General features: G+C 66.5%; 18 protein-coding genes. 10 read left to right on the forward strand and 8 right to left on the reverse strand.

Annotated elements, in window-relative coordinates; translation table 11 throughout:
• Positions 1–261 precede the first annotated feature (261 nt).
• The gene (locus AIOL_RS16585) at positions 262–1,395 is read right to left on the reverse strand and encodes a citrate/2-methylcitrate synthase (protein ID WP_049644005.1); all 1,134 of its coding nucleotides are present in this window, start codon (positions 1,393–1,395) and stop codon (positions 262–264) included.
• Between the two features lie 43 nt (positions 1,396–1,438).
• On the opposite strand from AIOL_RS16585, the gene AIOL_RS16590 reads away from it, so the two are divergent.
• Entirely contained in the window at positions 1,439–2,293 is an 855-nt protein-coding gene (locus tag AIOL_RS16590; RefSeq protein WP_049644006.1) for a phosphate acyltransferase, read from the forward strand.
• A gap of 123 nt (positions 2,294–2,416) precedes the next feature.
• Here AIOL_RS16590 and AIOL_RS16595 read toward each other — a convergent pair whose 3' ends face one another.
• Complete coding sequence (locus AIOL_RS16595) at positions 2,417–2,647, reverse strand: hypothetical protein (RefSeq protein WP_049644007.1); 231 nt, start codon at positions 2,645–2,647, stop codon at positions 2,417–2,419.
• A 75-nt stretch (positions 2,648–2,722) separates the two neighbouring features.
• A complete protein-coding gene (locus AIOL_RS16600) occupies positions 2,723–3,838 on the reverse strand; it encodes a pyridoxal phosphate-dependent aminotransferase (protein ID WP_049644008.1) in 1,116 nt (371 codons plus the stop codon).
• 51 nt (positions 3,839–3,889) lie between these two features.
• Here AIOL_RS16600 and AIOL_RS16605 point away from each other — a divergent pair, with 51 nt between their 5' ends.
• Positions 3,890–4,960, forward strand: coding sequence for an SMP-30/gluconolactonase/LRE family protein (locus AIOL_RS16605; RefSeq protein WP_049644009.1), 1,071 nt, complete (start codon positions 3,890–3,892; stop codon positions 4,958–4,960).
• Here AIOL_RS16605 and AIOL_RS16610 read toward each other — a convergent pair whose 3' ends face one another.
• The 4 genes from AIOL_RS16610 to AIOL_RS16625 form a co-directional block, all read right to left on the reverse strand.
• Positions 4,961–5,290 carry a DnaJ family domain-containing protein gene (locus AIOL_RS16610; RefSeq protein WP_049644010.1) on the reverse strand — a complete coding sequence of 110 codons (330 nt, stop codon included), beginning with the start codon at positions 5,288–5,290 and terminating at the stop codon, positions 4,961–4,963. It abuts the gene before it with no gap.
• Positions 5,291–5,296: 6 nt separating this feature from the next.
• Positions 5,297–8,383, reverse strand: a complete 3,087-nt coding sequence (locus AIOL_RS16615) for a valine--tRNA ligase (RefSeq protein ID WP_049644011.1) — start codon at positions 8,381–8,383, stop codon at positions 5,297–5,299.
• A gap of 321 nt (positions 8,384–8,704) precedes the next feature.
• Positions 8,705–9,298 (reverse strand): HD domain-containing protein, encoded by a 594-nt coding sequence (locus AIOL_RS16620; protein WP_049644012.1) that lies wholly within the window; start codon positions 9,296–9,298, stop codon positions 8,705–8,707.
• A complete protein-coding gene (locus AIOL_RS16625; RefSeq protein ID WP_049644013.1) occupies positions 9,298–10,182 on the reverse strand; it encodes a phytanoyl-CoA dioxygenase family protein in 885 nt (294 codons plus the stop codon). Before AIOL_RS16625 ends, AIOL_RS16620 begins: the two co-directional genes overlap by 1 nt.
• Before the next feature lie 320 nt (positions 10,183–10,502).
• On the opposite strand from AIOL_RS16625, the gene AIOL_RS16630 reads away from it, so the two are divergent.
• From AIOL_RS16630 to AIOL_RS16660, 7 genes are all read left to right on the forward strand, one after another.
• A complete protein-coding gene (locus AIOL_RS16630) occupies positions 10,503–11,201 on the forward strand; it encodes a DNA helicase (protein WP_049644014.1) in 699 nt (232 codons plus the stop codon).
• A 260-nt stretch (positions 11,202–11,461) separates the two neighbouring features.
• Positions 11,462–13,759 (forward strand): xanthine dehydrogenase family protein molybdopterin-binding subunit, encoded by a 2,298-nt coding sequence (locus AIOL_RS16635; protein ID WP_049644015.1) that lies wholly within the window; start codon positions 11,462–11,464, stop codon positions 13,757–13,759.
• Entirely contained in the window at positions 13,746–14,843 is a 1,098-nt protein-coding gene (locus AIOL_RS16640; protein WP_053101297.1) for a DUF2235 domain-containing protein, read from the forward strand. Before AIOL_RS16635 ends, AIOL_RS16640 begins: the two co-directional genes overlap by 14 nt.
• A 143-nt stretch (positions 14,844–14,986) precedes the next feature.
• Positions 14,987–16,447: a MocR-like pyridoxine biosynthesis transcription factor PdxR gene (pdxR, locus tag AIOL_RS16645; protein WP_049644016.1), complete on the forward strand. Its 1,461-nt coding sequence runs from the start codon at positions 14,987–14,989 to the stop codon at positions 16,445–16,447.
• A gap of 176 nt (positions 16,448–16,623) precedes the next feature.
• Positions 16,624–18,393, forward strand: coding sequence for a sulfoacetaldehyde acetyltransferase (gene xsc, locus AIOL_RS16650; protein WP_049644017.1), 1,770 nt, complete (start codon positions 16,624–16,626; stop codon positions 18,391–18,393).
• A gap of 141 nt (positions 18,394–18,534) precedes the next feature.
• Positions 18,535–18,894 carry a DsrE family protein gene (locus AIOL_RS16655; RefSeq protein WP_049644018.1) on the forward strand — a complete coding sequence of 120 codons (360 nt, stop codon included), beginning with the start codon at positions 18,535–18,537 and terminating at the stop codon, positions 18,892–18,894.
• A 1-nt stretch (position 18,895) separates the two neighbouring features.
• A complete protein-coding gene (locus AIOL_RS16660; protein ID WP_049644019.1) occupies positions 18,896–20,038 on the forward strand; it encodes an acetate/propionate family kinase in 1,143 nt (380 codons plus the stop codon).
• Between the two features lie 339 nt (positions 20,039–20,377).
• Here the strand turns inward: AIOL_RS16660 and AIOL_RS16665 are convergent, their stop codons facing one another.
• Positions 20,378–21,571 carry a pyridoxal-phosphate-dependent aminotransferase family protein gene (locus AIOL_RS16665; protein WP_049644020.1) on the reverse strand — a complete coding sequence of 398 codons (1,194 nt, stop codon included), beginning with the start codon at positions 21,569–21,571 and terminating at the stop codon, positions 20,378–20,380.
• A 135-nt stretch (positions 21,572–21,706) separates the two neighbouring features.
• On the opposite strand from AIOL_RS16665, the gene AIOL_RS16670 reads away from it, so the two are divergent.
• A complete protein-coding gene (locus AIOL_RS16670; RefSeq protein WP_049644021.1) occupies positions 21,707–22,393 on the forward strand; it encodes a fused DSP-PTPase phosphatase/NAD kinase-like protein in 687 nt (228 codons plus the stop codon).
• Positions 22,394–22,432 lie beyond the last annotated feature (39 nt).

Consider the following 22,432-nt stretch of genomic DNA (forward strand, 5'->3'; position numbering starts at 1 on the left):
CTTAAGACGGTAGAGGGGGCGCTCCAACGGGGCGCCCCTTTCCCTTTCGCGGGCTTGATCCAAATGAGTGCTTCCGCACGCTCTTTTTTTAAGTTGGGCTGCAGGCGACGCGCCACATGGGCGTCGCGATCGGGCGCCCGCGCAGAGATGCGTATTTGGGACAAGATGAAGAACAGGACGCGCGACCGGCCCACCCGAGGAGGGAGCCGGAGGCGGACGACGAGACATAAAGCGCGCCGAAGGCGCTCAATTTAACAGCGGCTACCTGTCGGCCATTGCAACGAACGGGCGAGGGTCCGGCCCGTTGTAAAGCGTCAGCGGGCGGATCAGGATGTTGCCGCGCACCTGCTCCATACATTGCGCCACCCAGCCCGGCGCGCGCCCGATAGCGAAGATCGGCACGTAGAGGTCCATCGGGATCCCGTGCAGCTGGTAGATCACACCCGAATAGAAATCCACATTCACGTTCAGGCCATGGCGGGCATAGGGCTTCATCGCCTCCACCACGCCCTGCAGGATCTCGTACCATTCCGGCTGGCCCATCTCTTTGGACAGGCGTTCCACCCCGCTGCGCATGTGCCGCGCGCGCGGATCCTCGGTGCGGTAGACGCGGTGCCCGAACCCGGTGACCGCCTCGCGCGCCTTGCGCTTGGTTTTCACATACTCAGCCGCGTTCTCGGGCGTGCCGATCTCATGCACCATCTTCATCACGTCCTCGGCCGCCCCCCCATGGGCGGGCCCGGCCAGCGTAGAGATCGCCGTGACGATGGCGCCGTGGATATTCGCCTCGGTCCCCACGGTCACCCGCGCCGCGAAGGAGGACGCGTTCGAGCCGTGCTCGGCATGCAGGATGAAGTCCAGCTCCGCCAGGCGCTGCGCATCCGCCGAGGGCGCCTTGCCCGTCAGCATCCAAAGCCAGTTCGCCGCGTGCCCCAGGCTGGCATCCGGCGCCACCGGGTCGCGCCCGTTGCGGATGTTGTCATGGGCGGCGATCACCACCGGGATCTGCGCCGTCAGCCGCACCCCGTTGCGGATGAACCCCGCCTCAGAGGCGTCCTGGCTCCCCGGCTCCAAAGCGGCCAGCGCCGAAACCGCGGTGCGCAGCACGTCCATCGGGTGCCCGTCCTTGGCCGCGCGGATGATGTCATAGACCGCCCCGGGCAGCTCCCGCGCCGCCTTAAGCTCGGCATCGAAAGCGTCGAACTCCGCCCGCGTCGGCAGCTCGCCATGGACCAGCAGGTAGGCCACCTCCTCAAAGCTCGCATTCTCCGCCAGGTCGTTGATGTCATAACCGCGATAGCTGAGCTTGCCCGCCGTGCCGTCGATGTCAGAGGCCCCCGAGCGCTCGAAATAGATGCCCTTCAGGCCGCGATTAATCTTGACGGCGTCGGTCATATCGGTCTCCTGTGCTCAACTCCCCCGGCATACCGAGGCATACATGTCGATATTGCAGAAGGCCACCGAAACCGCAGCGTCCAGGCGCGCCAAAGTCGTATATCCAGAGGCCGCGGAGCCGCGCGTGGCCGAGGCGATCCGCCGGCTGCAGGCGGACGGGCTGGTGGTGCCGGTGCCCCTGGCCAAGGAGCCCAGCGCGGCCCATGTGGCGGCTTTGGTGGAGGCGCGCGGGCTCAAGGAGGGCATCGCCAAGCGCATGCTGGGCCGCCCGCTCTACCGCGCCGCCGCGATGGTGGCCGCGGGCGAGGCGGACGCGATGGTCGCGGGCGCCGATAGCCCCACCAAGCGCGTCATCGAGGCCGCCTCGATTGGCATCGGGCTGGCGGAGGGCGTCGAGACGGTCTCCAGCTTCTTTCTGATACTCTTCCCCGACGGGCGCGAGATGATATTCGCCGATTGCGCGGTGAACGTGGCCCCGGATGCGGCGCAGCTGGCGGATATCGCGCGGGCCTCCTCGGGTTCTGGCGCGGCGCTCCTCGGCGCGGCGCGGGTCGCGCTCTTGTCGTTCTCCACCGGCACCAGCGGCGCGGGCGCCTCCGTGGACATGGTGCGCGCGGCGGCGGAGACCACGGGCTTCCTCGGGCCGGTGCAGGCCGACGCCGCGCTGAACCCCGCCATCGCCGCCAAGAAGGGGTTGGGTGCCGGAGACGCCAACGTGCTGGTCTTCCCGGATCTCGACGCGGGCAACATCGCCTATAAGCTGGCCCAAGAGCTGGGCGGCGCGCAGGCGGTGGGCCCGTTCCTGCAGGGCTTCGCGCGGCCGGTCTGCGACCTGTCGCGGGGGGCGACGGTGGAGGACATCGTTGCGGCGACCCTGGTGACGGTGGCCATGGCGTAGGCCGGGCTGCGGCGCGGGGACGCAGCGTACGAAATTTAGCGATTTCTTAGATGTATTGCGCGACAGATGATTCAGGGCGGGCGCCGGGACGGCGCGTCCGAATTAGTCTCTCAGCCTGACCCCTCAGCCATCGCGCGAGACGCGCGCCCTGGCCCTTTGGCGCCGCGCCATGTATTTGTCGGTCCCATAGGCCAGCCCAAGGGTCACGAACCAGCCAAAGACGCCAAGCACCGCGTAGAACAGGACGAAGCACAAAACGCCCGCGGTGACCAGGAACGGCACGGTGAAGTCCTCGACATAGCCAAGGGCTCCACTGCTGCGGCGCGTGTCTCTTTGGCGATCGTGGTGCTGCATGGGCGTCCCACTCTACTCAGGGCAGATGATAGCACCAATTGCCGCTCTGACTAGCCCACGCGCGGCAAGCTTTGATCAAACTCCCGTGCGCGCGGCGGCCAGGGCGTCGGGGAGGGCCTGCGCCAGCACCTCCAGGTCGGCCTTTTCGCCCGCCGAGATCCGGATGCAGCGGTTCTGCGGCGCCACGAAGGGCATGCGCACGAAGATGCCGCGCGCCACCAGCCCGTCCAGCACCGCCTTGGCGAACGCGCCGTCCCGCCCGCAGTCGATGGCCACGAAATTCGCCGCACTCGGCAATGCCGTCAGCCCGTTCTCGGCCGCGATCTGCCCGATGCGCGCCACGGCGTCGCGCACCTTGCCGATTGTGTCGGCCAGGTAGGCGCCATCATCCAGCGCCGCGCAGGCCCCGGCCTGGCTCACCCGGCTCATGCCGAAATGGTTGCGCACCTTGTTGAAGGCGGTGATCAGCTCCGGCGCGGCGATGCCATAGCCCACCCGCGCCCCCGCCATGCCATAGGCCTTCGAGAAGGTGCGGAAGCGGATCACGCGCGGGTCGCTTGGATCGATCCGCGGCAGGTCCTCGGGCGGCAGGAACTGGCCATAGGCCTCGTCCAGCACCAGCAGGCTGCCCGCCGGCACCTGCGCAACCATCTCCTCGACCACCGCGCGAGGGTGCCAGGACCCCATCGGGTTATCCGGGTTTGCGAAGTATATCAGCTTGGCGGCCACCTCGCCCGCCTTGGCCAACAGGGCCGCCGGGTCCTCGTGATCGTCGCGGTAGGCCACCTTGTGCATCGTGCCGCCGAACCCCGCCACATGGTAGTTGAACGTCGGATAGGCCCCGTCCGAGGTCACGATATGGTCCGCTGGTCCCGCCGTGACCATGCGCACCAGATAGCCCAGCAGGCCGTCGATCCCCTCGCCGATGATGATGTTCTCCGGCGCGACGCCCTCATGCGCGGCCAGCGCCTGGCGCAGGTCGTGGTTCTCGGGGTCGCCATACATCCAGCTGCCCCGCGCGGCCTCGGCCATCGCGGCGACGACCTTGGGGGAGGGCCCGAAAACGCTTTCGTTGGCGCCCAGCCGGGCGCGGAACCCCTGCCCCATCGCGCGCTCCTGCGTCTCGGGGCCAACAAAGGGCACGGTGGCGGGAAGGCTGTCGACAAGCGGCGTGTATCGTGGTCCAGTCATGCTGGGACCATCGCCCAGGATGCGGGCGGCGGCAAGAGCGGCGGGGCGAGCATGCGCGGTGTTATTCTTCTCAGTCTGATCCTGGCGGGGCTCTACCTTGCGTTCTGGCCCGTGCCGGTCGCGCCGGTGGCCTATGCGCCGCCCAAGGCCCCCGGGCTGACCGGGGCCTTCGCGCCCTCCGATGCCCTGGGCGGGGCCACGCGGTTGCGCCTGCCCGAGGGTGCCGCGGGCCCCGAGGACATCGCCGTGCTGAATGGCGCGCTCTACACCGCGGATGTCACGGGCGGGCTGTTCCGGCTGGAGGGCGACGCCCTGACCAAGGTCGCGCAGCTGGGCGGGCGCCCCCTCGGCCTCGACGAGGGGCCGGACGGCGCGCTCTACATCGCCGACAGCTTCCACGGGCTGATGCGCTGGACGCCCGACGGCGGGGCCGAGCGGCTGGTGGAAGAGATCGACGGCGCGCCGGTGATCTACGCCAACCAGCTGGACGTGGCGCGCGACGGCACGGTCTATTTCTCGGCCTCCTCGCAAAAGTTCGACCCCGAGACGATGGGCGGCACCCTGCTCACCTCTGTCATGACGATCTGGGAGCAATCCCAGACCGGCTCTGTCGCGCGCTGGCACCCCGAGCGCGGCGCCGAGATCATCACCGACGGGTTCGTCTTTACCAACGGCGTGGCCCTGTCCCCGGGCGAGGATTTCCTGCTGATCGCCGAGACCGGGCGCGCGCGCCTGCACCGGCTGTGGCTGACCGGGGACCAGGCCGGGCAGCGCGAGATCTTTATGGAGAACCTGCCGGGCTACCCCGACAATATCGAGCCCGTGGGCGACGGCACCTATTGGATGGCCTTCGCCTCGCCGCGCGTATCCGCGGAGGCCCTGATGCCCTACCCGTTTCTCCGCAAGATGATCTGGCGGCTGGGCCCCATGGTGCGCCCGGCGCCGATCCCTCACGGCATCGTTGTGCATTTTGACGGCGAGGGCAACATATTGAACGTGCTGCAGAATTCGAGCGGCTCTTTGGGCATCACCACCGGGGCGCGGGTGGTGGGCGATGATCTCTATATAAGCCTGCTCGAGGGGCCGGTCCTGGCGCGGCTGCCGCTGGCCGAGATCAAGTAGCTACTTTAGGAACTTGCGCCGCGCCTCCTGGGCGATCGCAAGCTTCAACTCCAGATCAGCCAGCCGCGCCATGGCGGCTTTTCTGTCGGCCTCACTGGCAGTCGCGTAGGCGTCTTTGGCTGCGGCGACTTGCTTTTTGAGCGTGATCTCCTCAGGCAGCGCGCCCGCCTCGGCCATAATCCGGTGCCCCACGGCGTCGCCGGGGTCGATATAGGCGTCGCCGGGGCGATACGGCAGCGGTTCGCCCTCGCCCGCCAGGCCCGAGAGCTTGCCCTCCGCCTCGGCCTTCTTGATTTGCGCCTCAGTCAACTGTCTGAAATTGCGCGGCATATCATGCTATCCAATCTCTTTTAGACGATCCAATGCACTGCGCAGCTTGGCGGCCTCATCCTCGCGCAGGGCGGCGTTCTCGCGGGTCTCTTCGACCACCTCCGGCGGGGCGGAGGCGGCGAATTTCGGGTTCTTGAGGCGACCCTGCAAGCCGTTGATCTCCTTCTCAAGCTTGCCCAGCGATTTCTCAAGCCTAGCGATTTCCTCGCCAACATCAATGATGTCCGCCAGCGGCAGGCAGAAGGTGCCGCCTTCGACGGGGATGGTGATCGCGCCCTTGGGCATCTCGCTGATTTCGCTCAAGGACTCCACGCGGGCGAGCTTCTTGATCAGGGTCTCGTTGCGGGCCCAGGCCGCCTGCCCGGCCCCGTCCAGCGACAATTGCATAAGCGGGATCTGCAGGCCCGCGGGCACATGCACCTGGTGGCGGGCAGAGCGGATCTCCTCGATCAGCGAGATCACCCAGTTCATCTCGCGATCCGCATCTTCGTCAATCAATTCAGCGCCATAGCTGGGCCATTCCGCATGGACCAGCATCGTGGAGCGGTCACCGGTGACGCCCCAAAGCTCTTCGGTGATGAACGGCATGATCGGGTGCAGCAGGATCATGCATTGATCCAACACCCAGCCCATGGTCGCGCGGGTCTCGGCGACAATGGCCTCGTCCTCGCTGTTCAGAAGCGGCTTGGAGAACTCCACATACCAGTCGCAGACCTTGCCCCAGGTGAAGCCATAAAGCGCGCTGGCGGCGTCGTTGAACCGGTACTCGGCCAGCGCCTGATCCACCGCTTCCCGCACCTTGGCCGTCTCGCCAATGATCCACTTATTCGCCGTCTGGCTGGGGCGCGTGACCCCGGAGGGCACATGCTCGATATAGACCCCGTTCATCTCGGCGAACCGCACCGCGTTCCACAGCTTGGTGGTGAAGTTGCGATAGCCGGTGATGCGATCCTTCGACAGCTTCAGCACGCCCCCGATCGAGGCCATCGCCGCATTGGTAAACCGCAGCGCGTCGGCGCCGACCTCGTCGACGATCTCCAGCGGGTCGATCACATTGCCCGTGGTCTTGGACATCTTCTTGCCCTTCTCGTCGCGGACAAGCTGGTGCAGATAGACCGTGTGGAAGGGCACCTCGCCCTTCACGGCCAGCTGCATCATCATCATCCGGGCGACCCAGAAGAACAGGATGTCAAAGCCGGTGATCAGCACCGAGGTGGGGTGATAAGTGTTTAGCTCGTGCGTATCCTCGGGCCAACCCAGCGTGCCGATCGGCCAGAGCCCGGAGGAGAACCAAGTGTCGAGAACGTCGGCCTCCCGTGTCAGGACCACATTCAGGTTCTTGCCAAGCGAAATGCCGGCTTGTCCGGCCGCGAGAACAGGTACGCCATGCGTCTGGGTGTCTCCACGTACCTCAACTGTCAGGTCACCGGCGAAAACCCCGCCATAGTGTTTTCGGGCTTGCTCGATTGCCTCCTGTTCGCTTGGTTCGCAGAATACTTCGACCCCTTCGATGTTTACGCCATCGGAGTTGACTTTGGGACCATACCAAACCGGGATCTGATGCCCCCACCAGAGCTGGCGCGAGATACACCAGGGCTCGATATTCTCCAACCAGTGGAAATAGGTCTTCTCCCCGCTCTCGGGCAGGATCTTGACCGTGCCGTCACGGACAGCATCCAGCGCCGGGCCGACGATCTTCTCGGCGTCCACGAACCATTGGTCGGTCAGCATCGGCTCGATCACAACCTTTGAGCGGTCGCCAAATGGCTGCATGATCGGCTTGGCCTCGACCAAAGGTACGGGGGCGGTGGGCGAACCCTCGTCTTCCGACGAGGAACCGCCCACCCTACGCCCCAGGCGCGGATCGTCCCCGGCGGTCATCACCGCGAGCCCCTCGGAGGTGATCTGCGCGACCACCTTGTCGCGCGCCTCAAACCGGTCCAGCCCGCGCAGCTCGTCGGGGACCAGGTTGACGGCGTCCACCTCGGCCTCGGACAAGCTGCGTTCGCCCTTGGCAACAGCCATCGCGATGCCCGCCGCCTCAGCATAGGCCGCGCCATCCGCCCGCATCGCGCCCTTGGTGTCCATCAGCCGGTAGCAGGGAATGCCGCCGCGCTTGGCCACGGCGTAGTCGTTGAAGTCATGCGCGCCGGTGATCTTCACCGCGCCAGAGCCGAACTCGGGGTCGGGATACTCATCGGTGATGATCGGGATCAGGCGGCGGTGCTCCTTGGGGCCCACCGGGATTTCGCAGAGCTTGCCCACGATGGGCGCGTACCGCTCGTCCTTGGGGTGCACGGCCACCGCGCCGTCGCCCAGCATCGTCTCGGGCCGCGTGGTGGCGATCGAGATATAGTCGCGCGTCTCGCGCAGGGTGACGTTGCCGTCCTCGTCCTTCTCGACATACTCGTAGGTCACGCCATCGGCGAGCGGGTACTTGAAGTGCCACATATGGCCCGGGGTCTCGATATTCTCGACCTCCAGGTCGCTGATCGCGGTCTCGAAATGCGGGTCCCAGTTCACCAGGCGCTTGCCGCGGTAGATCTTGCCCTGGTTATAGAGCTCGACGAAGACCTTGATGACGGCGTCGTGGAAGTTGGGCGAGTTCTCGTGCCCCACGCGGCGGTCCCCCGGCGCGCCCGCCATGGTGAAGGCGTTGCGGTCCCAGTCGCAGGAGCAGCCCAGGCGCTTGAGCTGGTCGATGATGGTGAAGGCGTATTCCGTCTTCCAGTCCCAGACCTTGCCCTGGAACTCCTCGCGGGTCAGGTCGGTGCGGCGCATGTTGCTTTCCGCCTTCATCTTCTTTTCGACCTGCAGCTGCGTGGCGATCCCCGCGTGGTCCTGCCCCGGCTGCCAGAGCGTGTCGAACCCGCGCATCCGGTGCCAGCGCGTCAGGATGTCCTGCAGCGTGTTGTTGAACGCGTGCCCCACATGCAGGGCGCCGGTGACGTTGGGCGGCGGGATCATCACGCAAAAGCTGCCGGTCTCGGCGTTGTCCACATGCTTGCCCGCGGCGAAGGCCTTGGCCTCCTCCCAGGCTTTGGTGATGCGCGGTTCCGCCTCGGCGGCGTTGAAGGTCTTTTCCATGGGCATGGCGCGTCGTCCTCAGATAGCGAAGCGATGGGGCACGAGGGGGCAATTCCTTGCGGTCGCGGGCGGTGTATCGAAGCGCGCGCGGGAGTGGAAGCTGTTATGTGCCGCTGCGTCCGGGCGGGACCAAATCTCTTGCAAGAGATTTGCACTTTCCTTCCAAGGAAAGTGGGCCCGCAAGCGGCAAGGGGGTGCGATTAAGGGATCATTTTGGGGCGCGCTGAGGAAACTCTTGCAAGAGTTTCGCAATTTTCTTGCAAGAAAATTGCGTCGCGCCCATATCCGCTGGAGGTCAAATCCAGCCACCTCACGCAAAATCCCACGCTACACCACCAGCGGCTCACGTTCGCCTGTGCGGATCACCGCCGGGTCATAGGCCTGGCGTGCGAAGACCTCATGCACCCGCGCGGCGAAATGCTCTATCGGCCGCGTGTCATAGCCCGGATCGAACGACGCCTGGTCCCAGCGCGCGCAGAACGCCACGCAGTCGTCAAAGTATCTGTGCCCGGCATATTGCTGCCGCTTCTCGGGGTCGGCGCCCACATGGTGCCCGTAATAGATCATCTGGAAGTCGCCATGCTTCTCCACCACCCAGGTGCATTGCTCGCGCACGAAGGGCTTGAGGATCGCGGCGGCGTATTCGTCGTGATTATAGGGCGCGAAGATGTCCCCAATGTCGTGCAGCAAGGCCGAGACCACCCAGTCGATATCCGCCCCATCCCGCTCCGCCCGCGTGGCCGATTGCAGCGAGTGCCCCAGCCGCGTGACCTGATAGCCCGAGAGGCTCTCGTCCAGGCTCACCAGCGCCTTCAGCAGCCGGTCGGCGGTACCAGACGCGTACTCGACCTCCAAGGGGTGCAGGAACGCGTAATCCTCCTTGTCGCCATCTTTCATCGCGGTGAATTTCACATGCTCCATCAGTCATACATCCCCGCGGCCGAGCCGCTCTTGGCGCCCTTCATCATCACCGCCGCCTGCTGCAGGCGGATCCTCTCGTGCAGCGCCACCGCCTCGGGCGCGAAGTTCTCGCGCGGCGGCGCGACCGGCGTGAAGTTGCCATGCCTGTCGGCGCCGCGCGCCAGCATCGCGTGGTCCTCGTGGCCTTCCTCCTGCGCCATGTCGGGCCGGATATAGCGGATCACCATCCCGATGCGCCGGTCATCCGACGCGTTCGGCCCCGAGCCATGGATCGTCAGCCCGTGATGCAGCGACATCTCGCCCGGGCGCAGCGCGATATTCACCTTATCCTCCGGCGCCACATCCACCTCGATCTCCTGGCCGCGGCTCAGCAGGTTGTCCTCGGCATAGGTGTCCTGATGCGGCTGGATCGCGTTCTTATGGCTGGCGCGCACGAAGTCCATGCAGCCGCTCTCCACCGTGGCGGGCGACAGCGCCAGCCAGGCCGTCACCAGCCCGTCAATGGCCCCCAGCCCCCAATAGGTCAGGTCCTGATGCATCGACACGATATGCTTGGTGCGGGGCTCTTTTATGAAGAACTCGGCGGAGTAGATCATGATGTCGGGGCCCAGCACGCCCTCCACCACGTCCAGCACCCGCGCGTCGCGCGCCGTGCGCGCCACCATGGGCATCACGGTATGCGCGTTCAGGCGTTTGTAGGTGTTGAGGGGCTGCGGCAGGCCATTGTCCAGCCATTCCCGCTCCAGCGCCTCGAACTCGGCCCGCAGGGCGGCGGTCTCGTCCTCGGGGATCGCGCGGATCGGGAAGAGAAACCCCTGGTCCCAATATTGCGCCTTTTGCGCCTCAGAGAGGCGCCCCCCCGCCAAAGTCAAACTATCCAACATGTAAATCCTCCCGTATTCCCCGCAGACTCTACACCAGGCCGGGCAATGCTGTCCCGTTTTCGACCTGGGGGTCGGTTTTGGACAGTGAGGTTCCAACGGTGAGGCCTCAGGCGCGGCGTCAACGGCGCGGCTTCACCACCTGGGCCTTGACCCGCCAGTCCCACCGGATACGGTAGCCGCATGGCCCTGGCCCGGGCCACCGCCCTCCGGCACGGGGAAGCAGAACGCATGCGGGGCCGCTTGTACCAACACACCTGACGGGGCACGCGCCGCGCATAACGGAGGGACTGCAGCCAGGCCGCGCCTTGGAGGGTTCAACCTTGCAGATCTCTGCACCCATCTTCTATCTGAAACGCCAGGCCAAGCAGCTCGCCCGCGACGGCGGCTTGCCGCTGCACGCGGCCCTGAACAAGGTCGCCGCGGACCAGGGGTTCCAATCCTGGAGCCATCTTTCGAACACCGCCCCGAACAGCCCCGCGCAGAGCGTGCTGGCCGCGCTCACCCCGGGAGAGCTGGTGCTGATCGCGGCCCGCCCCGGCCAGGGCAAGACGCTTCTGGCGCTGGAGATCCTCGCAGAGGCGACCAAGGCCGGGCATGCGGGCGCGGTCTTCTCGCTGGACTACACCGCCGAGGAAATCGCCGAACCGTATCACACCGTCGGGGGACGCGCGGGGGACGCGGTGCGGTTCGACGTGGCCGATGAGATCTCTGCCGATTACATCACCAGCGCGCTGGATGGCGCGGGCCCCGGCACGGTCGCGGTCATCGACTACCTGCAGCTTCTGGACCAGCGCCGCGCGCACCCGCCGCTTGACGCGCAGGTCGCCCAACTGAGCGCCTTCGCGCGCCGCTCGGGCGTGTCATTCCTGTGCATCAGCCAGATCGACCGCCGGTTTGACCCCGACGCCAAGGCCGTTCCCGATGCCAGCGATATACGCCTGCCCAACCCGGTGGATCTGACGCTCTTTGCCCGCGCGGTGTTCCTGCATGGCGGCGCCACCAGGATTGCGCCTCTCTGAGGCGCCGCCCCCAAGCCCCGCACGGTCGATTAACCCTGCGATCTGCCCGACAGGGTGCCATACGCAAGGCCGACGTTTTGCCGACGCTTTGCCGACCGCGGATTTTCCAGCAAAATAAGGGGTTAACCCCGATCCGCGGCGCGGCGGGCCGAAACCACCGCCCGCCGCGTTTACCCCTCGGTAAGACCCACGCCCGGCGCTAGACATTCCGCCGCCCTCCGCTAGGCTCCACCGCGACACTCAAATGCGCGGAGCACCCCATGCAAGCCTTTGGCAAGAGCCAGCCGATCCGTCGGATCGAAGACCAACGCTTCTTGACCGGCGAGGGGCGGTATGTCGACGACATCGCGCCCGCGGGCGCGGCGGTCGCCTACTTCCTGCGCAGCGCTATGGCCCATGCCGAGTTCGGCGCGCTGGACCTTGACGAGGCCCGCGCCGCCCCGGGCGTGCTGGCGGTGCTGACCGTCGAGGACCTAGAGGCGCAGGGCGTCAAGGTCGGCATGTTCTCGCGGCAGTTCCCGAACCGCGACGGCTCGGACGGGGCGTTCCCCGAACGCCCCTGCCTGGCCCGCAAGCGCGTGCGGTTCGTGGGCGAGCCCATCGCCTGCATCATCGCCGAGACGATGGAGGCCGCCAAGGACGCCGCCGACTTAATCATGATCGATTACAACGACTTGCCGGTGCATCTCGACATCGCCCCCGGCGGCCCAGAGATCCACCCCGAGGCGCCTGGGAACGTGGCCATCGACTATGGCTTCGGCGACGAGGCCGCGGTCGAGCAGGTCTTTGCGGGCGCCGCCAAGGTGCTCAGCTACGACATCTCGGATAACCGCATCTTCTGCAACGCCATGGAGCCCCGCGCCTGCTACGCCGAGTGGCAGGACGGGCGCATGCATCTGTGCTTTGGCGGGCAGAACGTCTGGGGGATCAAGCAGCTCATGGCCGGGGCCTTTGGGCTGGCCCCCGACGCGGTGCGCGTGACCATCCCCGATGTGGGCGGCGGCTTTGGGACCAAGGCCTTCCCCTACCCCGAATACTACGCGGTGATCGCCGCTGCGCGCCTGCTGGGCCGCCCGGTGAAGTGGATGGCAGAGCGCACGGAATCGATGCTGACGGACAATTCCGGGCGCGACCTGGTCTCGACCGCCGAGCTGGCGCTGGACGCGGGCCACAAGATCATCGGCTACCGTGTGAAGAATGTCTTCAACATTGGGGCGTATAATTCCGTTATGTCCCAAGGCATTCAAACCGATCTCTTCACCAAGGTGATGATGGGCACCTATGATTGCCAGGCGGCCTATCTGCACTCGGTGGGGGTCTATACCAACACCACGCAGGTGGACGCCTATCGCGGCGCCGGGCGGCCAGAGGCGATCTATGTGCTTGAACGCGCTATGGATTATGCCGCGCGGGATCTGGGGCTGGACCCGTGGGAGTTCCGGCGGATGAACTTCATCCGGCCCGATCAGTTCCCCTATCGCAGTGCGACGGGCGAGCTTTATGACGTGGGCGATTTCGGCGCGGTTCTGGCCAAGGCAGAGGCGCAGGCGGACCGCGCGGGGTTCGCGGCACGCCGCGCCGCCTCACATGCGGCGGGCAAGCTGCGCGGGCTGGGGCTGTGCTATTATATCGAGTCGATCCTGGGCGAGCCCTCTGAATCGGTGCAGGTCGATTTCAACGCGGACGGCACGGCGACGATCTATGTCGGCACAGTCTCGAACGGCCAGGGGCATGAGACCACGATGGTCTCCTATCTCAGCGATCAGACGGGCATCCCCGCCGACAAGATCCGCTTTGTGCAGGCCGATAGCGACGCCATCGCGCAGGGCGGCGGCACCGGCGGCTCGCGCTCGATGACGGTGCAGACCAACGTGACCTTTCATGCGGTTAGGGTGATGGTTGCGGCCTATTCGGCGTTCCTGGCGGACGAGATGGGCCTGCCCGCAGAGGCGGTGCAGTTCGATGACGAGCGGTTCCGCGCCGAGGGCTCGAACCTGACGCCCACCTTCCTGGAGGCCGCCGAGATGGCGCGCGCCGCCGGGCGCGAGGATCTCTTGAAATTTATGCAGCGTGAGGAGCTGCCCGGTCGCAGTTATCCAAATGGTGCCCATATAGCAGAGGTGGAGATAGACCCCGACACCGGCGAAACGGAGGTGGTAAGGTACACCGTCACCGACGATTTTGGCAACCTTCTCAACCCCTTGCTTGCAGAGGGGCAGGTACATGGCGGCGTGGCCCAGGGCGTGGGCCAGGCGGTGCAAGAGCGCGTGGTCTATGACGAGACCGGGCAGCTGCTGACCGCAAGTTTTATGGATTACGCCATGCCGCGTGCCCAAGATTTGCCATGGATCTCGTTTACAACCTATCCTGTGCCCTCAACCGCCAACCCGCTTGGCATGAAGGGCTGCGGCGAGGCCGGCACCGTCGGCGCGCTTGCCGCGGTGGCCAACGCGGTGTTGGATGCGACCTGGGACAAGGGCGCGCGCCGGGTGGACATGCCGTTCACGCCGGGCAAAATGTGGGAGACTTTGAAAGAGTTAGAGGGTGAAGCTATTTGATCGCATAGCAGGCTGGATCGGGCGCGGCCCGAAGTCCCGCACGTTCCCCGCGGGGCCCACGCGCGACCGCGTCGATCATGTGGTGATCATTGACGGCTCTATGTCCACCCTGCGCCTCGGCTACGAGACAAATGCCGGGCTGCTCTATAAGCTTCTGTGCGAGATGGCGCCCGACAAGCGGATCAGCCTGCGATACGAGGCGGGCATCCAGTGGCGCAACTGGACCTCGGCGCGGGATGTGATCGAGGGGCGCGGCATCAACCGGCAGATCCGGCGCGTCTATGGCTTCATCGCCTCGCGCTACCGCCCCGGGGATCGGATCTTTCTGTTCGGGTATTCCCGCGGGGCCTATGCGGTGCGCTCGCTGGCGGGGGTGATCGACCGCGTCGGGCTCTTGCGGCCCGAATATGCCACCGTGCGCCATATCCGCGACGCCTATCGCCATTACGAGCGCGGCGGGACCAGCGAGGCCTGCGAGAGGTTCACCCAGCTTTACTGCCACGACGCGCCCGAGATCGAGATGCTGGGCGTCTGGGACACGGTGAAGGCGCTGGGGATGCGCCTGCCGGTGCTGTGGCGCTGGACCGAGACCAAGCACCGCTTCCACAATCACGAGCTGGGCGCGCAGGTAAAGCACGCCTACCACGCCCTGGCGCGCGACGAGACGCGCGAGGCCTTCGCGCCGGTGCTTTGGGACGACACCGAAGATTTCCCCGGCCATGTCGAGCAGGTCTGGTTCCGTGGCAGCCATGGCGATGTGGGCGGGCAGCTCAGCGGCTTCCTGCCCGCGCGGCCCTTGTCGAATATACCGCTGGTGTGGATGCTGGAGCGGGTGGAGGCCTGCGGCCTCGCCCTGCCCCGCCAATGGCGCGCGCGCTTTCCTTGCGACGCGCAGGCGCCCTCGGTTGGCACCCTGCGCGGCTGGGGGCCGCTCTTCATGGCGCGGCGCCGGCGCGTGATCGGCGCGGACCCGTCCGAGCGCGTCCACCCAACCGCGGACCCGGCCCCCATGCCCAAGCAAGACCGCGCGGACCAGACCAGCGGCCCGGTAAACGGTCGCACGCCCGGCGCTCTTCGAGGCTAGGCGCCGTCGCGGCATCGCCGGTCGCCCCAGGTTTCACAGCCCCCCAACGCGCGCGGCCCAGCATCCGGTTGCCGCATCTGGCTCTGGCATTATGCGCCCAGCGCTGTTAAGTCCAGTTATCCCACCGCCCGAGGTCTCTTACGTTGGTCATACCCGCCGAAAGCTTTGTGCTTGATCCCAGCTATGAGGGCACGCTGCAGCAGCAGATCCAGGAACTTGTGACCGAGGGCATTCTGTCCGGCCGCCTGCAACCCGGCGAGCGCATGCCCTCTAGCCGACGCCTGTCCGAGCAGCTGGGCGTCAGCCGCATCACCGTCACGCTGGCCTATACCGAGCTTGTGTCGAACGACTTCCTGCGGGCCGAGGGGCGCTCGGGCTATTTCGTGTCCGAGAACGCGCCGCGCCCACCGGTGTTTGACATCCCCGACCAGGCGACCGCGGATTCCGTGGATTGGACCCGCGCGATTGGCCAGCGCTTCTCGCGCTATGCCCCCCTGGTGCGCCCCTCCGACTGGCGGCGCTACAAGTTCCCGTTCATCTATGGCCAGGCGGACGCGACGCTATTTGACCACCAGAACTGGCGGCAATGCGCCCTGAAGGCGCTCGGGCAGCGCGATTTCGAGGCCATGACCGCGGATTACTACGAGCGCGACGACGCCCGCCTGATCGAGTTCATCACCCGCCACATCCTGCCGCGGCGCGGCATCGCCGCCCGCCCGCAGGAGGTCCTGCTGACGCTGGGCGCTCAGAACGCCTTGTGGATGGCCGCCCAGGTCCTGCTGACGCAGCGCCGCACCGCCGCGATCGAGAACCCCTGCTACCCCGGGCTGCGCGAGATCCTAGAGCCCACACGCTGCAAGCTGGATGTCGTGGATGTCGACGCGGGCGGGTTGCCGCCCGAGGCGCTGTCAAGCGAGGTCGATGTGGTGTTCACCACCGCCTCGCACCAGTCCCCCACCAACGCGACCATGCCGGTGGAGCGGCGCCGCGCGCTGCTGGCCCGAGCCGCGCAGGACGGGTTCATCATCGTCGAGGACGATTACGAATTCGAGATGTCCTTTGCCCGCTCGCCCTCGCCCGCCTTGAAATCGCTCGATCAAACCGGGGCGGTGGTCTATATTGGCTCGTTCTCGAAATCGGTATTCCCGGGGCTGCGGCTGGGCTACCTGGTGGGATCCGAGACCTTCATTCGCGAGGCGCGCGCGCTGCGCGGGCTGGTGCTGCGCCACCCGCCGGGGCATATCCAGCGCACGGTGGCCTATTTCCTGTCCCTTGGGCATTACGACGCGCAGGTCCGGCGCATGGGCACGGCCTATGCCGAGCGGCGCGCCGTGATGGAGGCCGCGATCCACGAGTTCGGTCTTGATTTGGCGGCGCCAAGCAATTTCGGCGGCTCCAGTTTTTGGATGCGCGCGCCGGAAGGCGTCGACACGATCGATCTGGCGCAGCGGCTGCGCGAGATGGGCGTGCTGATCGAGCCGGGGCGGGCCTTCTTTGGGCCCGAGGACGAAAACAACGCCTTCTACCGTCTCGCCTATTCCTCGATCCCAAAAGAACGCATCACCGAGGGCATCGGTCTGATCGCCGATGCGCTGGCGGCATAGATCGGCGCGCGCCCACTCCCGGGACCCGGCCCTGCCCGGCCCCGTCCCGCCCGGACTGGCTATAACCGGCCCCACCGGTTGGCCCTATTGGCTGACCCCGCTCCGCCGTACAAAACTGAGGTCCAGAGGCGGGGGCATTGTGCCGCCCGCGTTAGCATTTCCGGGAGCCTGCCACCATGAAGATGACCACCGAAGAGGCCTTTGTAAAAGTCCTACAGCGGCACGGGATCGAACACGCGTTTGGGATCATTGGCTCGGCCATGATGCCGATCTCTGACCTCTTCCCAAAGGCGGGCATCCATTTCTGGGACTGCGCGCATGAGGGCTCGGCGGGCATGATGTCCGATGGCTACACCCGCGCGACCGGCAAGATGTCGATGATGATCGCGCAAAACGGCCCCGGCATCACCAACTTCGTCACCGCAGTGAAGACCGCCTATTGGAACCACACGCCGCTGCTGCTGGTCACCCCGCAGGCCGCGAACAAGACCATCGGCCAGGGCGGCTTCCAGGAGGTCGAGCAGATGAAGCTGTTCGAGGACATGGTCGCCTATCAGGAAGAGGTCCGCGACCCGACCCGCGTGGCCGAGGTCCTGACCCGCGTGATCGCCCAGGCCAAGCGCCTGTCGGCGCCCGCCCAGCTGAACATCCCGCGCGATTTCTGGACCCAGGTGGTCGACATCGCGATCCCCGAGCCCATCGAGTTCGAGCGCCCGCAGGGCGGCGCCAAATCGGTCGCCGCGGCGGCAGAGCTTCTGTCCAGCGCCAAGTTCCCGGTGATCCTGAACGGCGCGGGCGCGGTGCTGTCAGAGGGCGGCATTGAGGCTTCCAAGGCCTTGGCAGAGCGCTTGGACGCGCCGGTCTGCGTCGGCTACCAGCACAATGACGCCTTCCCCGGCTCGCACCCGCTCTTCGCTGGCCCGCTGGGCTATAACGGCTCGAAGGCCGGGATGGAGCTGATCAGCCAGGCCGATGTGGTGCTCTGCCTGGGCACGCGGCTGAACCCGTTCTCGACCCTGCCGGGCTATGGCATGGAGTACTGGCCCGCCGACGCCAAGATCATCCAGGTGGACATCAACCCCGACCGGATCGGCCTGACCAAGAAGGTCAGCGTCGGCGTGGTGGGCGATGCCGCCAGCGTGGCGCAGGGCATCCTGGCGCAGCTCAGCGACGCCGCCGGCGATGCCGACCGCGCCGCGCGCAAGGCCACCATCGCGCAGACCAAATCCGCCTGGGCGCAGGAACTGACCTCGATGAACGAGGAGCAGGACGACCCCGGCACCACCTGGAACCAGCGCGCCCGCGCCGCCAAGCCCGACTGGATGAGCCCCCGCATGGCCTGGCGCGCGATCCAGGCCGCCCTGCCGCGCGAGGCGATCATCTCGTCCGACATCGGCAATAACTGCGCCATCGGCAACGCCTACCCCTCCTTCGAGGAGGGCCGCAAATACCTCGCGCCTGGGCTCTTCGGGCCCTGCGGCTACGGTCTGCCCTCGATCGTGGGCGCAAAGATCGGCTGCCCCAACGTGCCCGTCGTTGGCTTTGCCGGTGACGGCGCCTTTGGCATCGCGGTGAACGAGCTGACCGCCATCGGTCGCGGCGAGTGGCCCGCGATCACCCAGATCGTGTTCCGCAACTATCAGTGGGGCGCGGAAAAGCGGAACTCCACCCTGTGGTTCGATGACAACTTTGTCGGCACCGAGCTGGACGAGGAAGTCTCGTATGCCGGCATCGCCAAGGCCTGCGGGCTGAAGGGCGTTGTCGCGCGCACCCAGGACGAGCTGACCGCGGCGCTGGATCAAGCGCTGAGGGACCAGAAGAACGGCATCACCACGCTGATCGAGGCGATGATCAACCAAGAGCTGGGCGAGCCCTTCCGCCGGGACGCGATGAAGAACCCCGTCGAGGTGGCCGGCATCGACGCCGCCGACATGGTGCCGCAATAACGCGTGATCAGGCCGTGCCGGTTCCGACCGGCACGGCCGTGCCCGCCCTGTGCCATTATTCGGCACAACGGGTGAACATTCACTAAAGATTTTCCAGGTTTCGCGCCATATGACCGCAAGTGACACAGAGGAGAATTCATCATGGCCAAGCTTCTGATCCACATCCACACGGGCCCCGAGAACCCAACCAAAGCCGCGCTCGGCCTGCTCGTAGCCCTGACCGGCTGCAAGGAGGGGCACGCGGTGCAGCTCTTTCTTGCGGGCGACGCTGTGCATCTGCTCTCACCGGACCATGCCGACGTGACCGGGCAGGGCACGGGCCGGGTGGGCGACCACTTGGCGGGGCTTCGCGAGGCGGGCGCTGAGATGGGCGTCTCTGGCATGTCCGCCAAGGCCCGCGGCTATGATGACGGCCTGCTAGAGGGCTACAACGCGCGCTTTGGCATGCCGACGCTGCTGGTGCAGATGACGACGGACGCCGACACGGTTCTTTGTTACTGAGATGGGCGATGCGGGGGACATCCTGGTTCTGAACGCGGGCTCGTCCTCGATCAAATTCGCGGTATTCAACGGCGCGCTGGAAGAAAAGCATCGCGGGCTGGCCGCCGGGATCGGCGGCGCCTCCTTCCTCGAGATCGACGGCGCCCGCAAAGAGCAGCCCTTCATCGACCACACCTCGGCACTGGCCGCAGTTCTGGCGGCGCTCAAGAAGGTCGGCGTAGAGCCAGGCGGGCTGCGCGCCGCCGCGCATCGCGTGGTGCATGGCGGGCGGCACCTGTCCAAGCCGGTGCGCCTGACGCCCGAGAACATCGCCGAGATCGTCTCTTGCACGCCCCTGGCGCCGCTGCACAACCCGCATAACCTCGCGGCCATCGAGGCCCTTTCCGCATCCGCCCCCGACCTTCCGCAATTCGCCAGCTTTGACACGGCCTTCCACACCAGCAACCCCGACGTCGCCACGCGTTATGCCATCCCCAAGATGATGGAGACCAAGGGCATTCGGCGCTATGGCTTCCACGGGCTCAGCTATGCCTCGATGGTCAAGCGCCTGCCCGAGGTGTCCGGCGCCGCCCTGCCCTCGCGCCTGCTGGCGTTCCACCTGGGCAACGGCGCGTCGTTATGCGCGATCCATAACGGGCGGTCCGTGGCCACCACGATGGGCTACTCGCCGCTGGACGGGCTGACCATGGGCACGCGCTCCGGCGGGATCGACGCCAACGCCGTGCTGCGCCTGGTCGAAGAAAACGGGCTAGAGCGCACCAAGGCGATCCTGAACCACGAGAGCGGCCTTTTGGGACTCTCCGGCGGCAAGTCCGACATGCGCAACCTGGTGCTGGAGCATTCCGCAGAGAGCGACTTTGCGGTCGAGCATTTCTGCTACTGGTCGCTGCGCCACGCGGGGTCCCTGGTGGCGGCGATGGAGGGCTGCGACGCGGTCGCCTTCACCGGCGGCATCGGCGAGAACGCCGTAGCGGTGCGCGCGCGCATCCTGCGCGGCCTGGAATGGCTTGGGCTGCGCATGGACCCCGACGGCAACCACCGCGGCGGACCCCGGCTGCACGCGCAGACCTCCAAGGTCAGCGCCTGGGTGGTCCCTGCGGCGGAAGAGCAGATGATCGCCGAGGACGCGCTGGGATTGCTTTAGGCTGGACGGGATGCGTGCGGCCCTGACAACGCTTGCCAACACCAGATGCGACGGAACCCAAGCAATACAACCGCCCGAGCTTGCCTCGGGCAGCGGCCGACCTCCCCCAGGAGGCCGCTTTTGCAACGTCGCAACCCATTGGAACGCTCGCGTTTTCGAAGATCGTTCGCAACACAGAACCCATGCGCAGGCGACCTCCAGGTCGGCCGCTGCCCAGGTTGCGCTTGGCTCAAGGTTGAGGCCCCAGGGTCAGGCCTAGGGCGGGTTTCTAATGCCCGCTCCAAGCCGCACAAAGCCGACCCAAAGACACCCGCCTGCCCCCAACGGCGCCGCGCTGACCTAGCCCGCCTCTGTGCAGGCCATCGCCGCGGCCTCCAAGGCCCCCGCCCCGAAAGGCACTTGCAGCGCGCGCATCCCCGCCTCCATCGTGCCCAGCAATCCCAGCACCATCTGCGCGTTCACATGGCCCATATGCCCGATGCGGAAGTAGCCCTCGGAGGCGGGGTCTTCCTCGGTGGCCATGCCAAGCCCGATGCCCAGCGTCACGCCCGCGTTCTGCGTCAGCCAGCCGCGCAGCTGCGCGCCATGGGGCTTGCCGATGCTCACGGCGGTCACCGCGTTCGAGCGCAAAGCCGGGTCGCCGATGTTCATCCGCAAGGGCCCGTCCTGCGCCCAGCAGTCGAGCGCGGCCCAGACCGCCCCGGCCAAGGCGCGGTGGCGCGCCCAGACGGCCTCGAGCCCCTCGGCAAAGATCATGTCCAGCGCGGCGCGCTGCCCATAGAGGTGATGCGTCGGCGCGGTGCCGCCGAAATACTGGTAGAAATCCTCCGGCGCGGCCCGCGGGCGCCAGTCCCAGTAGGAGGTCACGCAATTCGCCGTCTCGCGCGCGGCGTCCGCCTTGGCGTTGAAGAACACATAGGACATGCCCGGCGGCACCATCAGCCCCTTCTGGCAGCCCGCCACCATCACGTCCACGCCAAGCGCGTCCATCTCGAAGCGGTCGCAGGCCAGCGAGGCGATGCAATCGGCCATCAGCAGCGCGCCAGAGCCCACCCGGTCCATCAGAGCGCGAACCGCGGCCACGTCGTTGAGCACCGAGGACGAGGTGTCCACATGTGTCACCAGCACCGAGGCGTAATCGTCGCGCGCGCGCAGGGCGGCCTCGACCCGCTCTAGGTCATGGGTATCCGAGCGCCCGAAATCCAGCACATCGCAGATCACCCCCATGCGCTCGGCCATCTCGGCCCAGCCATGCCCGAACCGCCCCGTGGCCAGAACCAGGGACCGGTCGCCGCGCGAATGGGTGTTCGCCAGCGCGGCCTCCCAGGCGCCGTGCCCATTGGCGATGTAGATGACGGCCTCGCCTTCGGTCCGGGCCACCTTCTTGAGATCCGCGACGATCCCGGGCACCATATCCACCAAAGGCCCCTCGTAGATATTCGGCGACGGGCGGTGCATCGCGCGCAGCACCTCGTCGGGCGCCACGGAGGGGCCCGGGATTGCAAGGTAGTGGCGTCCGTTCGAAAGCGTCATTTGCGGCTCCATTCTGCTCTGCCGCAAGCGTTACGCCGCCGCCGGGGGGGCGTCAATCCGACCCGCCAGCGCTTGAGCCCCCCGGCGTTTGTCTTTATGGCGACCCTCTGAACCCGCTGGCGAAAGGCCTCGAATTTGCGCGCCCTGATTCAACGCATCCATGAGATCGAGAAGAGGTTCTCGAGATCCTTTGGCAAGAGCATCTCGACGCCAAGCGCGCGCCGCGCCGCGTGGTGGCATTTCTACCTGTCCGACCATGGCATCCTGCGCGGGCTCTGGACCAACCAGTTCGAGATCGCGCCGGGGGTCTGGCGCTCGAACCAGCCCTCGCCCGCGCGGCTGCGCAGGCTGCATGGACAGGGCATCCGCACCATCCTGAACCTTCGCGGGGCGGACGATTTCAGCTTCTACTTGTTCGAGCGGGAGGCCTGCGCAAAGCTGGGCATCGCGCTGATCGACCACAAGATCTACGCGCGATATCTGGTCTCGCGCGAGACCTTCCTGGAGCTCTTTGAGATTTTCGACCGGCTGGAGCGCCCGTTCCTATTGCATTGCAAGTCGGGCGCGGATCGCGCCGGGCTGGTCTCGGCACTGTGGCTGCTGGACCAAGAGGGCGCGAGCGTCGCGCAGGCCAAAAAGATGCTTTCATTGCGCTACGCGCATCTCAAGCGCACCAAGACCGGGCTGATGGATCACGTGCTGGACGCCTACGAGGCCGACACCGCGAGCGCCCCCATGCCGATCCGGCAATGGTTCGCCGAGGCCTATGACAACGAGGCGCTGACGGCCGAGTTCTTTGCCAAGATGGGCTGGGAGGGATGAGCGACGCCCCGGGCCGCCGCGCGCTGACCCGCTAGGTGT

The organism is Candidatus Rhodobacter oscarellae, from assembly GCF_001078595.1.
Classification (GTDB): domain Bacteria; phylum Pseudomonadota; class Alphaproteobacteria; order Rhodobacterales; family Rhodobacteraceae; genus Rhodobacter_B; species Rhodobacter_B oscarellae.

Bases quoted from the DNA above. Each gene is read 5' to 3' on its own strand.
- AIOL_RS16620 (WP_049644012.1), bottom strand. From the start codon at position 9,298: ATGGAGCATGTGAAATTCACCGCGATGAAAGATGGCGACAAGGAGGAT.
- AIOL_RS16660 (WP_049644019.1), top strand. From the start codon at position 18,896: ATGGGCGATGCGGGGGACATCCTGGTTCTGAACGCGGGCTCGTCCTCG.
- AIOL_RS16600 (WP_049644008.1), bottom strand. From the start codon at position 3,838: ATGACTGGACCACGATACACGCCGCTTGTCGACAGCCTTCCCGCCACC.
- AIOL_RS16610 (WP_049644010.1), bottom strand. From the start codon at position 5,290: ATGCCGCGCAATTTCAGACAGTTGACTGAGGCGCAAATCAAGAAGGCC.
- AIOL_RS16595 (WP_049644007.1), bottom strand. From the start codon at position 2,647: ATGCAGCACCACGATCGCCAAAGAGACACGCGCCGCAGCAGTGGAGCC.
- AIOL_RS16635 (WP_049644015.1), top strand. From the start codon at position 11,462: ATGCAAGCCTTTGGCAAGAGCCAGCCGATCCGTCGGATCGAAGACCAA.
- xsc (WP_049644017.1), top strand. From the start codon at position 16,624: ATGAAGATGACCACCGAAGAGGCCTTTGTAAAAGTCCTACAGCGGCAC.
- AIOL_RS16655 (WP_049644018.1), top strand. From the start codon at position 18,535: ATGGCCAAGCTTCTGATCCACATCCACACGGGCCCCGAGAACCCAACC.
- AIOL_RS16625 (WP_049644013.1), bottom strand. From the start codon at position 10,182: ATGTTGGATAGTTTGACTTTGGCGGGGGGGCGCCTCTCTGAGGCGCAA.
- AIOL_RS16585 (WP_049644005.1), bottom strand. From the start codon at position 1,395: ATGACCGACGCCGTCAAGATTAATCGCGGCCTGAAGGGCATCTATTTC.
- AIOL_RS16605 (WP_049644009.1), top strand. From the start codon at position 3,890: ATGCGCGGTGTTATTCTTCTCAGTCTGATCCTGGCGGGGCTCTACCTT.
- AIOL_RS16665 (WP_049644020.1), bottom strand. From the start codon at position 21,571: ATGACGCTTTCGAACGGACGCCACTACCTTGCAATCCCGGGCCCCTCC.
- AIOL_RS16590 (WP_049644006.1), top strand. From the start codon at position 1,439: ATGTCGATATTGCAGAAGGCCACCGAAACCGCAGCGTCCAGGCGCGCC.
- AIOL_RS16615 (WP_049644011.1), bottom strand. From the start codon at position 8,383: ATGCCCATGGAAAAGACCTTCAACGCCGCCGAGGCGGAACCGCGCATC.